The organism is Photorhabdus sp. P32 (assembly GCF_038085095.1).
Classification (GTDB): domain Bacteria; phylum Pseudomonadota; class Gammaproteobacteria; order Enterobacterales; family Enterobacteriaceae; genus Photorhabdus; species Photorhabdus luminescens.
Map to the genome: position 1 here is coordinate 1 of NZ_JAZGJN010000184.1, position 13,671 is coordinate 13,671.

The window sequence follows — 13,671 nt, forward strand, 5'->3', positions numbered from 1 at the left end:
AAAAATTCATCTATCTTTTTAATTATTAATTCTGGGAATAAGAATAATAAGCTAACTATTCATAGAATAATGCACCCATCGGGCAAGATGTAAACACAATAACCAAACGACAAATCATCGTTGTACGATAGTAACTTCATTTAAACCAAAAAACTGACAGCCACCAGCATAAATAACCGATAACTGTCAGACCAAACCTAAAACAATCCATTGTGGAACTTCAATCACTATTTACTATTCAAAATGGCCCATGACCTGATTAAAGGGCATCAGCTACAGCATTAACTTGTGCAGCCAAGCTTTCCAAACCACCACCCGACAAATACCACAGATCAGATTTTAGGTAAGTGATTTTGCCATTCTTATATGCTGAAGTAGATTTTACTTTATCATCTTCAAATTTTTGTTTGTCCAACTTACCTGCGCCAATTGCTTCACTACGGTCAATAATGAGAATCACATCAGGATTAGCTTTAGCAATCATATCAGGAGTCACTACAACGAATTTGTTTTTATCTTCACCAGCAGGAATAGATAATTCTGCTTTCTGCGCCTTAACCACGTCATACACTACGCTCTGGTCGTTCAGCACTAATTTACCTGCGTTATGCAGCAATACTAAAACTTTTGCATCAGAAGATTTAGCTTTATCCTGAGCTTTAGCAATAATTTTTTCCAGCTCAACAATCTGCTCTTTCACTTCACTCTGTTTATTAAACAATTCACCTAATAACGTTATGTTACTTTCAACTGAAACCAGATAATTTTTGCTATCAATACCCAAATTAATTGTCGGTGCTATTTTTGACAGTTTTTCATAGAAAGGAGTTTGACGCCCGCTAATAACGATTAAATCAGGTTTAAGTTGCGCCAGTTTTTCCAGATTTGGCTCTTTCATACCCCCCGCATTTTCTACCCCTTTAGGTAAGCTATTACGGAGATATTCAGGCGTATTACCAGTAGGTAATGCAACAACCCTATCTGATAAACCTAATTTAACTAATGAATCATAAATACCGAAATCAAATGAAACAACTTTCTGAGGATTCTTTTTGACCTCAGTTTCACCGGAAAGGTGCTTAACTGTGATCTTATCATTAGCCTGAGCGGTAACTACATTAGGTGTAACTACAGCAGATTTCTGACTAAATGCGGAATGGCTTGCAACAGCAAATAACGATACCAGAACGACAGGGATTATCTTTTTCATATATCGCACTCCAAGAAAGGATATTTAGTAAACATTTGCATTCTAGGTAGCGAAAAAAATATGTCAATCTAAATAAGAATCAATTTCAAATTGATTCTTATTTGTAATTATTAGCAATTATTTAATAGAATTCAGTAACTCAATTCTCTGTTGCTCAAGGCCACTGACCTTACCACAAACCTCTTTGCCAAAACGCTGGAAATCTTCTTCCTGAACCCGCCATTCAGCTTTCAAATCATTCTGCAATCCACCCAAACTACCAAGCAATGATTGTAATGCCTGATTATTATCACCATTCAGGCTAAATTGTTTATTACCAATCTCATTAATACTGTCCTGCAAAACCCCACCAAGACTTTGCTCGATTAAGCGACGGCTATCTTTTTCAACCTGTTTAATCGCTTGATGGTGGAATGCCATACCATCGGAGCGAGTTTCAATAATTCGGTTTATTTGCTGATTAAGCTCTGATTCAAGATCAGACAACCGATTACGCACATTGCTATCCTTACCAATAGTATCTACTACCACTTTATCCAAGGATTTACGGGCCGTTATCAGGCGTTTTCCGGTTTCTTGTTTTATCCAAGGCAAATCCTGCCGCAAAGCCTGCTGATAACGTTGTGCTTTCTGACGCTGTTCAGTATTTAAATTTAAGTTCTTACCATCGCGAATTACTGAACCATCAGGTGAAATCTGGAGATTGCCACTTGCCCCCACAACTTGAACTGATTGAGAAGTAATAATAATGTCATTCTGTGGATTTACCTGGCATTCATAACCTGCTTGAGTCTGAGCAGCAAATAGCAAAGATGCGGCAATAATAATTTTGCGTAACATGTTTTCTCCTAAGAAAATCACCTAAGAATTAAAAAACAGATCGACCAACACGATCGGCTAACAATTCTAGGGCAGCACAACCCGCTAAAGAGTTCCCCGATCGATCCAATTCCGGTGACCAAACAGCAACTGTGAACTCTCCCGGCACGACACATACGATCCCACCACCAACGCCAGATTTCCCCGGCATACCGATTCTGAATGCAAATTCACCAGAACCATCATACATACCACAGGTCATCATCAGCGCATTAATCTGTCGGGCCTGACGTGGACTGAGAATCTGCTGCTCAGAACCTATCGTACTCCCCTGATTCGCCAAATAAATAAAACACTTAGCAAGCTCAATACAATTCATTTTCAAAGCGCAATAATGAAAATAAGTTTGCAGTACCGCGAGCACATCATTATCGAAATTACCGAAGGATTTCATCAGATAGGCAATCGCCGCATTGCGGTGAGAATGCTCCATTTCAGAACGGGCAACTTTGTTGTCGTAACAAATATCAGGACAACCAGCAAGTTTGCGCACCACTTCCAACATACGCTGTTTAGGCGCACTCAATCGCGACTGCAACATGTCACATACAATTAATGCGCCTGCGTTAATAAAAGGGTTACGGGGTTTGCCTTTTTCCAGTTCCAACTGAACTAATGAATTAAATGGCTGACCAGAAGGTTCCTGCCCGACCCGTTGCCAGATCTCTTGTTCCTGATAGCGCGTCATGGCTAAAGTCAGGCTTAATACCTTAGAAATAGATTGAATCGAAAAACGCCTCTCAGCATCTCCAGCATGAAATATCCGCCCATCGATGGTACAGATAGCTATTGCCAAGTTATCAGCAGGAACTTCCGCCAGTGCAGGAATATAATTTGCCACTTTCCCTTGGCCAATCAGGGGACGAACTTGTCGCAAAATATCCGACAATAACGTATTAGAGAACGTTGTACTCACTGATTTTACTCCAGACAGGGGTACTCATTAACCACCAGTAACCCCTGTTGTAATTCATGCAAGCTATTTTATAGCGATATACCCATTATCTTTCAAGTTGCCTCTTTGTTGGCTGCACTCACTCACCCCGGTCACATCGTTATCTATGCTCCCGGGGATTCGCTCCCTTGCCGTCGCGATGCATCTTGAAATCCATTGGGTATAGATTAATCAATCCCACCAAACATCAAACAGTTCAGAGGTCATGACATCTTCCATACCGCGATCCTTCAACCACTTTTCAACCAATTGGCGATGCTCTTCTGTACACATACCAATTTTTTGCAAACAGATTAAGCCTTCCCAATGCAGATAACCGCTGGCATCCAATGCTAAGCCATTAGATTCGATCAATTCATCAATAAACGCATCGACAGTGCTATCGATAATATCTACAGGTGTATTAGACGGGAAGCTCCACTTAACAGAAAAGCCTAATTCTTTGAATTCATCAATATGCATCTTTTTACGCAAACGACGACTGCGGTTTTTAGCCATTACTTAATCCTCTTAAACATTATGTCCCACACGCCATGCCCCAACCGCTGACCGCGCAATTCAAATTTCGTTATCGGGCGTGAAGATGGACGCGGTACATAATCACCATTTTCAGACAAATTAAGGTAATTATCTACGCCATTCATCACTTCCAACATATGCTCAGCATATGGCTGCCAGTCAGTCGCCATATGGAATACGCCACCCACTTTCAACTTGCTTCTTATCAGTTCAGCAAATGGCGGCTGTACAATCCTGCGTTTATTATGACGTGCTTTATGCCACGGATCTGGAAAGAAAAGCTGTACCATTTCCAAACTATTATCCGGGATCATGTTTTCCAGCACTTCAATCGCATCATGGCACATCACCCGCAAGTTACCGATATTTTCATCTTCTGCGGAAGCCAGACAAGCGCCGACGCCAGGTCCATGAACTTCAATCCCAAGGAAATCTTTTTCTGGATTCTGACTTGCCATTGTGACAAGCGATGCTCCCATACCAAAACCAATTTCCAGTACTACAGGAACTTCTCGCCCAAAAAGCGCCGCCAGCTCCAGCTTTTCCGCCTGATACTCAACACCTATTTTTGGCCAGAGATTATCAAGTGCTTGTTGCTGACGATTAGTTAACCGACCCTGACGACGAACAAAACTCCTAACACGGCGCAACGCCCTGCCATTTTCATCAAATTCCGGCGAAATTACGTTATTTATCATGGTATTTCTGTCAGTTTTAAAGGCATTTATTCAGCCGTTTATGGCTGCTTTACCAGCAAACCACCTAAAGAGAGCGCATTATCCAAAGATGGGCGATTTTAGCAAGTCCGATCGTGACAAGTACAATTTTAATACGAAATTGCGTAGCGCCGCGAAAACAAAGTTCCGGTTTACAGCGAGGTTACACTATGTTGCAATCCTATTCACGAAACACTGATTTTCCCTAAAGACAATTATCCCAATGATGGAAGCAAAGCAATTCTCCACAGTGGTACTGGATTGGTACCATCGTTACGGTCGTAAAACCCTGCCCTGGCAACTGGAAAAGACCTCCTACCACGTCTGGCTTTCAGAAGTGATGTTGCAACAAACTCAGGTTGCGACGGTCATTCCCTATTTTCAGCGCTTTATTTCACGTTTTCCCGATGTGACTTCACTTGCCGCAGCCCCCCTTGATGAAGTCCTTCATTTATGGACCGGCCTGGGTTACTACGCTCGCGCTCGTAATTTACATAAAGCGGCACAGCAGATTGTAGAGCAGCATCAAGGTAAATTCCCGACAACTTTTGACGATGTTGTCGCCCTACCTGGCGTTGGTCGTTCAACAGCAGGCGCAATCCTTTCACTTTCTCAAGGTAAACATTTCCCAATTCTTGATGGCAATGTTAAACGGGTATTGGCCCGCTGTTATGCCGTGGAAGGTTGGCCGGGTAAAAAAGAGGTTGAAAACAGCCTCTGGCAAATCAGCGCCAATGTAACGCCGGTACAAGAGGTGGAATATTTTAATCAGGCGATGATGGACTTAGGCGCAATGGTTTGCACTCGCAGCAAGCCGAAATGTGAAATCTGCCCATTAAATCAAGGATGTATTGCTTACGCTAACCATAGCTGGACAAAATACCCAGGTAAAAAACCTAAACAGAGCATTCCTGAGAAAACAGCTTATTTCCTGCTGATGCAAAATCATAACTCTGTCTGGTTAGAACAGCGTCCACCAACGGGGATCTGGGGTGGTTTGTTTGCGTTTCCTCAGTTTGAAAGCATCGATTTGCTAAATGGCTGGTTAGCACAATCCGGTATTTCTCACAGTAAACATGAACAACTTACCGCATTCCGCCATACATTTAGCCATTTTCATCTGGATATTGTGCCGATAAAAATAAATATTTTATCCTTTGCTACCTGCATGGATGAAAATAAAGGACTTTGGTATAACTTACAGCAACCCGCGACTGTTGGGCTAGCAGCGCCAGTTGAATATCTATTACAACAACTGAGCTGAATCCCATACCCGCTATTTTGAGGATTTATTATGAGCAGAACTGTTTTTTGTACTTTCTTACAACGTGAAGCCGAAGGACTGGATTTTCAGCTTTATCCGGGCGAATTGGGCAAACGCATTTTCAATGAAATTTCCAAAGAAGCATGGGGACAATGGATGAGCAAACAAACCATGCTGATCAATGAGAAAAAACTCAGCACCATGAACCCGGAAGATCGTAAATTGCTTGAACAGGAAATGACTAAATTCCTGTTCGAAGGTCATGATATTCAAATTGATGGATATACCCCGCCAGAAAAATAATATTTCGTTTTCATCAGGGCCCACTGGCTCTGATGTTGTATTCAACACCAAATGGCAATGTAAGATGAAAAAACTGTTAGCGCTGTTTGTTATTGCCCCAATTCTTGTTTCCTGCACCAGCCACAAAAATCGTGAATACCGTGAAGAATATATAAAAGATACCAATGGTTTTGATATTTTGATGGGCCAGTTTGCTCATAACATTGAGAACATTTGGGGCTTGCATGAAGTATTAATTGCCGGTCCAAAAGATTACGTAAAATATACCGATCAATACCAGACTCGCAGCCATATCAATTTTGAAGCTGGAACAATCACGATTGAGACAATTTCACCAACTGACTCCACAACCTATTTACGTAAGGCCATTATCACAACCTTATTAATGGGTGATGATCCAGGTTCCGTTGATCTCTATTCTGATACTAACGATATTCAGATCAGTAAAGAACCCTTTCTTTACGGACAAGTCATGGACAATAACGGCCAACCGATTCGTTGGGAATGGCGAGCAACGCACTTTGCAGATTATCTGATTGCCAACAAATTACAAAAACGCCAATCTGGTTTACATGTCATTTGGTCTGTCACTATGCAACTGGTACCAAACCATTTGGACAAACGTGCTCATAAATATCTGCCACTGATTCGTCAAGCTTCCATTAAATATGGCATAGATGAATCCCTGATTTTGGCAATTATGCAAATAGAATCCAGCTTCAACCCCTATGCAGTCAGCCGTTCTGACGCACTTGGATTGATGCAAGTTATACAACATACTGCTGGCCGCGATGTCTTTAAGTTAAAAGGTAAATCAGGGCAACCAAGTCGTAGTTATCTATTTGATCCAGAAAATAACATTGATGCCGGCACAGCATATTTATCAATATTACAAAACAGTTATCTGGGGGACATCACTAACGCAACATCTCGTCGTTACGCGGTAATAACAGCTTACAATGGTGGTGCAGGTAGTGTATTACGAGTATTTTCTAGCGATAAGAAAAAAGCGGCTCAAATTATTAATAAAATGGCGCCGGGTGATGTTTATGAAACCCTGACAACCAAACATCCATCGGCAGAATCACGTCGTTACCTGATGAAAGTCAATACTGCCCAGAAAAACTATCATCATTAAAATATTAAGAAAATAACGGAGAGCAGTTTTTCTACTTTCCGTTATTGTTTTGCCTATATTCCTAGCTAATTGAATAATTTCAAAACACAAATCACTATTTCCAAAGAAATCTATTGACGAGTTCTACCGAATACGGTTTAATGCGCCCCGTTGCCCGGATAGCTCAGTCGGTAGAGCAGAGGATTGAAAATCCTCGTGTCGGTGGTTCGATTCCGCCTCCGGGCACCATATCAAAGAGCGTTGGTTGAGAGATTAAGAAGACTCAACGGGCGTTCGATACCGGAACCCAAAAGTGCATAATTGTAGATTGATCAGCCTTGCGCTACTTAGATATAAGTATAAAGGTTATAAGATTAGGATATCTGAGAAATCAGATGTCCTTTTTTCGTTCGAGCGCAATATTTACAAGTTCTATTGCAACTGTCAAGCAGCCCAAACCAAAATCAACGAATTAATTAACACGATGTTGTATATCGGTTATTCAGATTTCCTGATTGATCAGAAGACGGTTAATTATGGAAGATTGTATCGGTTCAAAAAAATTCCCCATCTTGCAACAGGGAATTATTTATGTAGAAAAAGGCAAATTCAGACAACAGCGGGAATATTCTGTTTTATCCGATTAACATTTCGCCTCTTTCTGGCTCAACATCAATATACAGCATCAACTCACGCTCCAGCGCGCGCCCGGCAATATCCAGATTGATATCAATATATTCCATCGTCGTGGCAATACTGCGGTGTCCCAACAATCCGCGCAATTTGCAAATTACAATCAGATGCTTTCATCAATTCAGTTACCAATGTATGCCGGAAACGGTGCGGACCTACATCAAATCCACACTCCTTTGACAAACGCAACGTATCCAGTACCGTCAGCCAATCAGGTCGGATTAATGCACAGCGGGCACGATGGTTATCCCTTGTCTGCCGTTCCCGCTCTTCAAATTGCCCCATATTAAATCAGTGTGTAATTACACTCTCATTAAGACATTTCTGCCGCATTGTCCGTTGTTTTACCGGACAGAGAAGTCGATCCGGATATTGCGTTTATACGTCCATTTATCCAATATTTTCCCCGCAAATTCAGAGCCATTATCCGTTTTCGATAATACAGGTAACGGATGACTGAACGCGATCTTATTCAGCCTGTCCGTCACTTCCATTGTTGCCACAAAATCTCGGCCTGGAGCTGTCTGACCTTCAGCTCTGACCACCTAGTCAGGAAACCGGGGCACGTAACATCTGCCGCAGGACGTGGCTGTCACCGCTTAATCATCGCCAATACGGCGCGGCCGGTATGCTTACGTCAAATAAATATATTATAAACATTGACGTATTTTATCTTCAATCCTATACCTTTTGTAATGTTATACAAGACATGAAATGGAGCGCGACCATTCCCTTTCGGAGTGGTAAAACCTTTTTATATGGGCATTTACCAGCCCAACACCAACAGCAAACGGGGAGAAAAAACAATCCAAAAGAGAGATATCGACGACAAAAATAATTAATAATATTTAACATTAAAACCACTAACACAACTGAAGTCCATTTCATGGACAAGACAGACACAATCAGGAAACCGTCATGTCACTAACACGCATAGAAGCTAAGTACATATTTGATAATAATCTCGGGTGCCGCTATGGCACTGCGACTGGGGGAGCGGCCTACGCCTTCATGGACATTGAAGGAGAAGGCAAAGATGGAGGCGCACTGATCCCGCCAACGCCGGTAATCCTGAATTGGCTTAAAGAGCCTAGCCTGCCCGCTTATGAGCCCCGCTGGCATAACCGACTGTGGAACTCATGTGGATTAATCGTCTCATTGAGCGCCGCGGGTACAGTGCTCTTGGTGACGAAAGCGCCGCCTACCGCTGAACGGTACCCGTTCGATAATAAGGCTGCACGAGGTGATCACTATACGTTTCGCAAGTGCAACCGCCTTTCACCGGACAGTAAAATTGTGGCAACAATCCACTATGGTGGAGGAAAAGGAGAGCTGGAAGACGGGGAGATCGCTTCCCCTGTCAACGCTGCGCTGGTTAATATTGCTACCGTTGAGCAATTGTATAACGCGATTCTTGCAGAGTTGAAGAAACTTGCGGGCAGCAAGGTAAACTGACCGCTTAGCGGCCAATGCTGACAACATGATGCAGAAACAATGGCTGTGAGAGATCACAGCCATTCAAACCGCCGACAAACCTCGCTGAAAATAACGAGGTTTGTTTCTTTCATGATGAAGGACATGCCACCCATCTTCCTCATTAATTCGGTTTTATCACCCGGCAGGGTATTTTGATTAGCTGTATTTACCCGATCATATGCTTTAGATGTTGCTGCATGAGTTTCATTATCACTACAATAAAATAACATATGGTCAAATATAATTTTTTATCTCAGTTTATTGATACACCTGTCAGTTAAACTCATCCAATAGTGGTGCTTATGGACAAGTTAAGAGCAATCAGCGTTTTCCGGCGTGTTGTGGAACTAGGCAGTTTCAACGCCGCCGCCCAGGATCTAGGCTTATCCAAAGCTGCTATCAGTAAGAACATCAATGAGCTTGAAGCGCATCTTAAAAGCCCCCTAATTAACCGAACGACCCGAAGCATGCATATAACCGCAAGCGGCAAGAATTACTATCATCAGGTGTGCAACATCCTGGATGAGCTGGAGAACGCTGACTTATCAGTTATGGAAACTTCTCACGCTCTGACAGGCTCAATAAAAGTGAGTATTCCAATGTCTATAGGGCTAAAGGAATTAAATCCACTGATATGCCAGTTTATGCATGCCCACCCCGGTATTTCTGTCGAAGTTGTCATGATTGATAAATATATCGATCTTATTGAGCATGGAATAGATGTTGCGATACGTGGGGGCGGTGAATTAAGCGACTCCAGCCTTCGCTCCAGAAAGCTGATAAAAGTGCCCCGAGTCTTGTGCGCCTCACCGACATATATTGAGGCTTCTGAAAAAATACTCATCCCTGAAAATCTCGCTTCTCATAACTGTCTGATCTACAGTTTATCTTCTTCTCCACGACGCTGGATGTTTCACAATCAAAATGATGTGAAAGTCGTTGACCTTAAGCCCGGAACCTATGTGGTGAATAACGGACTGGCGCTCAAACAGGCAGCCCTTTCCGGGCATGGCGTGGTTTTATTACCTGAATTACTGGTCATTGATGAGCTACAGTCAGGCGAACTTGTCAGGCTGCTTCCTGAATGGGAAGCGGATACGCAGGCACTTTATGCCATACAACCTTTTCATAAAGAACGTTCTATCAAGGCAAGGGCCTTTATCGATTTCCTTGTCAATGCGCTGGACGAAACCTGCTGAATATCTCGTGATTTTAACGGACGCTCTATTACAGAATCACAGCCCTCGCCTTACGTAATGGTTATATCAGAGAGGGGATTAAAATTGTTTACTACCAGTGCATAATATTTTCACATAATAGGCATTTTAATAAACTATTCATCTCCCTATACTCGGTTTTGCAAATGAATTTACCGGTTGCATCAAAATTGAGAAGGTATAAATATGAACAATTCCGTTATTTCAGCATCAGAAAATCTTGTCCTGTCTTATCTTGACGGACGTCAGCCGACCATTGGCATTGAGAACGTCAACAAAATTTTATTTTCCATCGGCGTCCGGGTCAGTACAACACCAATCCCCGAAGAAGCCAAACCTATTCTTGAAGCATCAAAAACGCGCGCGATCACTGGGGAAGAGAGCGAGAAGCTGATTTCGCTATTCCCTTTACACCGCGGAGAACTCCTGGAGCAAATCCGACTGGCTGGTCGCCAGCCGGAAGCTCACCGCGGCGGTTTTCTATCGACGTCGGAAGTAGGTGTTGCCCCTTATCCCAAAGTCTACGATATGAAAGCAATTTCGGTTGAAGCCAGAAAAACCGTTCTCGAAAAATTCGGCAGACTGCACGTAAACAGCTCTGAAGACGGGATGGGTATTGATGAAGTCATGACGGTTGTGGCTGGCGGTCCGTGGACCTGGTTCTTTCGTCTGCCGGACGGCGTAATTACAAAACTATCGATAGGACGCGTGGAAGCGGGTGATCCTGCTTGGCGTCTCAGCTATCCCGGACTCGGAATGCACGCTGGGTTCCTGGATGCTAAGGATGGATTGACCGTGGCATTTGCCCACGGGCCGAAGCATTTCGTTATGCGCTATGACGAACCAAGTGTTGATGGCGCAGAGATGCTGGGCGCCAACCCGTGGGTTGATTTCAGTGGTGATATGCCGAAATTAGTCAAATAAAAGCTCATTTTCCGGCTGACGCTTCATGCGCAGCCGGTTTGTTACTTCTAAAATGATTTGTTACTTCTGAAATGATTTGTTACTTCTTAAATAATGTAACTATAGTGGATCGACAATATCTATCTTCAATTAAAATGGGGCTGACCATTTGATGCGGTGACCCCACCATCTATCGGTAAGTTCACCCCATTAATAAAGCTGGCATCTTCGCTCGCTAAAAATGTAATGGCTGCCGCAACTTCGGCAGGTGTCGCTGCCCTTTGCAACGGAATTCGGTCGTTGAACTGATGCAAGATCTCATCGCCAAAACGTTCGGTCATCGACGTAAGCACCAGACTGGGGCAAACAGAATTGACACGAATACCTCGTGAACCATAATCCAGCGCCATAGCACGAGTCAGGTTAACCACTGCACCTTTTGCCACGCAATAGTGTAAACCTTCCCAATCAGCGCCTAGCCCCGACACAGACGCATTATTGACAATACATCCTTTACTTTCCAGCAAATAAGGCAAGGCAAAATAGCTACAATTGATTACCCCATTGAGATTAATAGCTAGTACTTGATCTCCCTCCTCCAACGAGAGGCTTAATAAATCACCAGCACGGTACATACCTGCATTATTCACCAGAATATCTATTCCGCCAAAATGCCTGACGGTTTCATCAACCATATTCTTGGTCGATTCTCGATCTGTAACATCCGTTTGAACAACCAACGCCTTGCTGGATGGCAATTCACTGCATACACGGTTGAGCTTGTCAGTATCCCGCCCCGCTAATACAACAATGGCCCCTTCTTGTGAAAAACGTTTTGCTGTGGCTTCGCCTATACCGCTTCCTGCACCGGTAACAATGACAACTTTATCTTCAAATCGAATCATATTATCACCCTCATTGATGTATCTTCAAAGTTCGTCACAAATCCAGATACGCGGGGAAAAGTTGCGTAAATACCTTCCCATACTCCACCAGATTTGACTGTGGGAAATAGCGTTATGTCGTTATCACTATTTCATATGGATAACAAACAGGCTCCTGATGATATTTCAGCAATTAGGATAATCGTCGTGTAGTGAAAAAATAATATCCGTTGAAATAACAACATTGCCGCTGAAAGAAACTAACAAAAAATATGTCCATTGTCAGCCGTATGACCAAAATAGGTTTCCCACCAAAAGATGTGAGATTTATTATCTCCACTCTTCGATATGACAGATCAAATGCTGAGAAACTATCTGCAATGATAGGAGATCGAACTCAAATAGTAGAATGTCAATCATTACAGTCTTTTTTGTCACTTCTCAACATGGTACATGACCTAATTTTTCATTACGTAACTTGCTGACTATTTCGACGTCGCTCAATCAGATAAAACCACTAAACGCACACACCAGATAACACAGATTAACCTCTGTTAACACAGTGGTTCCGGCCCAATTAATTTCCCCTATGACTAAAACTGTGATTAATGATTTTGACGATGAAATATACAGCCACATCGATAACAATAGAATATCCGAATTAATAATAAGACAAAAATGAATCAATTTGTCTAATTTATATCATGATGAAAAATAAGACATTAAATAAACATCATTATTATTTCTTGATTAAATTAACTCAATCAATCGATTAATTTAATTTTATAACACAATGAAATAAAAAGAAATTTTAATTAATTGCAAAAAAAATACTATTTTTTTGTTTAACTTGTTGAAAAAGATCATATTTTAGTTAATACTGTTTTCCGTCGAGTGAGAATAGACCTAGAGCAAAGACGAAACTCTGAATTGGAAATCAACTTAAAATCCTAAGAAAAATAAGAAGAAACTCTCGTTATCTTAATCGTGGTTAAGATGGCAGTTTACCCGATCGTATTAATATAGTTAATACGATGGCATTACATATTACGGTTTACCCAATCAGAATATTCACTTTCTTTGAGTAAGATACTAGTGCGTTGAGTAGCTATAGATTACTTTTATTAATATCGCTATTGAATCTCCATTTCAATAAAAATAGTGAAGATAAGTTTATCCATATGTGCTATACACCTTGCCTATAAGAGTTTTACACTGTTATTAGCAATCCTTTACAAGAATTTTGCTATCAATATGGTACTTATCATGCTATAGGATTCAAAACACTTAAATAAAAATAAGAATCGTTATTAATAACACGAATAATCTTACAGTAATAGATGACATTTCAGAGAAAAAACCTTTCTTTTCTGTAAAAGAATCAATATCAGACATTTATTATCAACAATATGAATAATAAATACACAGACTATAACATGGTGAGAAATACTGACTAAATCAGGATAAACTAAAGATATATGTAAAAAATGGTTAAAAATGCAATTGCGTTATATACCATGATAAAAATGACTTCG

General features: G+C 41.6%; 13 protein-coding genes, 1 tRNA gene and 1 pseudogene. 7 read left to right on the forward strand and 8 right to left on the reverse strand.

From position 1 onward, the window contains the following. Positions 1–259 precede the first annotated feature (259 nt). The 5 genes from V2H77_RS02300 to trmB all read right to left on the reverse strand — a co-directional run bounded on the left by V2H77_RS02300 (position 260) and on the right by trmB (position 4,261). A complete protein-coding gene (locus V2H77_RS02300) occupies positions 260–1,210 on the reverse strand; it encodes a siderophore ABC transporter substrate-binding protein (RefSeq protein ID WP_341497504.1) in 951 nt (316 codons plus the stop codon). Positions 1,211–1,327: 117 nt separating this feature from the next. Continuing rightward, a complete protein-coding gene (locus V2H77_RS02305; RefSeq protein ID WP_341497505.1) occupies positions 1,328–2,050 on the reverse strand; it encodes a DUF2884 domain-containing protein in 723 nt (240 codons plus the stop codon). A gap of 28 nt (positions 2,051–2,078) precedes the next feature. Beyond that, positions 2,079–3,005 carry a glutaminase B gene (glsB, locus tag V2H77_RS02310; RefSeq protein WP_341497506.1) on the reverse strand — a complete coding sequence of 309 codons (927 nt, stop codon included), beginning with the start codon at positions 3,003–3,005 and terminating at the stop codon, positions 2,079–2,081. Positions 3,006–3,215: 210 nt separating this feature from the next. Then, positions 3,216–3,542 carry a YggL family protein gene (locus V2H77_RS02315; RefSeq protein WP_049583164.1) on the reverse strand — a complete coding sequence of 109 codons (327 nt, stop codon included), beginning with the start codon at positions 3,540–3,542 and terminating at the stop codon, positions 3,216–3,218. Next, positions 3,542–4,261 (reverse strand): tRNA (guanosine(46)-N7)-methyltransferase TrmB, encoded by a 720-nt coding sequence (trmB, locus tag V2H77_RS02320; protein WP_132346720.1) that lies wholly within the window; start codon positions 4,259–4,261, stop codon positions 3,542–3,544. The genes V2H77_RS02315 and trmB overlap by 1 nt, the downstream gene beginning before the upstream one ends. Positions 4,262–4,502: 241 nt before the next feature. Here trmB and mutY point away from each other — a divergent pair, with 241 nt between their 5' ends. The 4 genes from mutY (at position 4,503) to V2H77_RS02340 (ending at position 7,212) form a co-directional block, all read left to right on the forward strand. Next, entirely contained in the window at positions 4,503–5,543 is a 1,041-nt protein-coding gene (gene mutY, locus V2H77_RS02325) for an A/G-specific adenine glycosylase (RefSeq protein WP_341497507.1), read from the forward strand. A gap of 30 nt (positions 5,544–5,573) precedes the next feature. Beyond that, on the forward strand, positions 5,574–5,846 hold the full coding sequence (locus tag V2H77_RS02330) for an oxidative damage protection protein (RefSeq protein ID WP_049583168.1): 273 nt from the start codon (positions 5,574–5,576) through the stop codon (positions 5,844–5,846). 64 nt (positions 5,847–5,910) lie between these two features. After that, a complete protein-coding gene (gene mltC / locus V2H77_RS02335) occupies positions 5,911–6,984 on the forward strand; it encodes a membrane-bound lytic murein transglycosylase MltC (RefSeq protein ID WP_341497508.1) in 1,074 nt (357 codons plus the stop codon). Positions 6,985–7,136: 152 nt separating this feature from the next. Beyond that, positions 7,137–7,212 (forward strand) — tRNA-Phe (locus V2H77_RS02340). 386 nt (positions 7,213–7,598) lie between these two features. Here V2H77_RS02340 and V2H77_RS02345 read toward each other — a convergent pair. Together V2H77_RS02345 and V2H77_RS02350 are read right to left on the reverse strand one after the other, a co-directional pair. Beyond that, positions 7,599–7,842 (reverse strand): annotated as a pseudogene (locus V2H77_RS02345) (site-specific integrase); the annotation flags it as partial. A 158-nt stretch (positions 7,843–8,000) separates the two neighbouring features. After that, positions 8,001–8,201: a hypothetical protein gene (locus V2H77_RS02350; protein WP_265380390.1), complete on the reverse strand. Its 201-nt coding sequence runs from the start codon at positions 8,199–8,201 to the stop codon at positions 8,001–8,003. 373 nt (positions 8,202–8,574) lie between these two features. Here V2H77_RS02350 and V2H77_RS02355 point away from each other — a divergent pair, with 373 nt between their 5' ends. The 3 genes from V2H77_RS02355 to V2H77_RS02365 all read left to right on the forward strand — a co-directional run bounded on the left by V2H77_RS02355 (position 8,575) and on the right by V2H77_RS02365 (position 11,273). After that, complete coding sequence (locus tag V2H77_RS02355) at positions 8,575–9,111, forward strand: hypothetical protein (RefSeq protein WP_341497509.1); 537 nt, start codon at positions 8,575–8,577, stop codon at positions 9,109–9,111. Between the two features lie 323 nt (positions 9,112–9,434). Further along, a complete protein-coding gene (locus tag V2H77_RS02360) occupies positions 9,435–10,331 on the forward strand; it encodes a LysR family transcriptional regulator (protein WP_341497510.1) in 897 nt (298 codons plus the stop codon). Positions 10,332–10,535: 204 nt separating this feature from the next. Continuing rightward, the gene (locus tag V2H77_RS02365; protein WP_341497511.1) at positions 10,536–11,273 is read left to right on the forward strand and encodes a hypothetical protein; all 738 of its coding nucleotides are present in this window, start codon (positions 10,536–10,538) and stop codon (positions 11,271–11,273) included. A 125-nt stretch (positions 11,274–11,398) separates the two neighbouring features. On the opposite strand, the gene V2H77_RS02370 is transcribed toward V2H77_RS02365, so the two are convergent. Beyond that, on the reverse strand, positions 11,399–12,157 hold the full coding sequence (locus V2H77_RS02370) for an SDR family NAD(P)-dependent oxidoreductase (RefSeq protein ID WP_341497512.1): 759 nt from the start codon (positions 12,155–12,157) through the stop codon (positions 11,399–11,401). Positions 12,158–13,671: the final 1,514 nt, after the last annotated feature.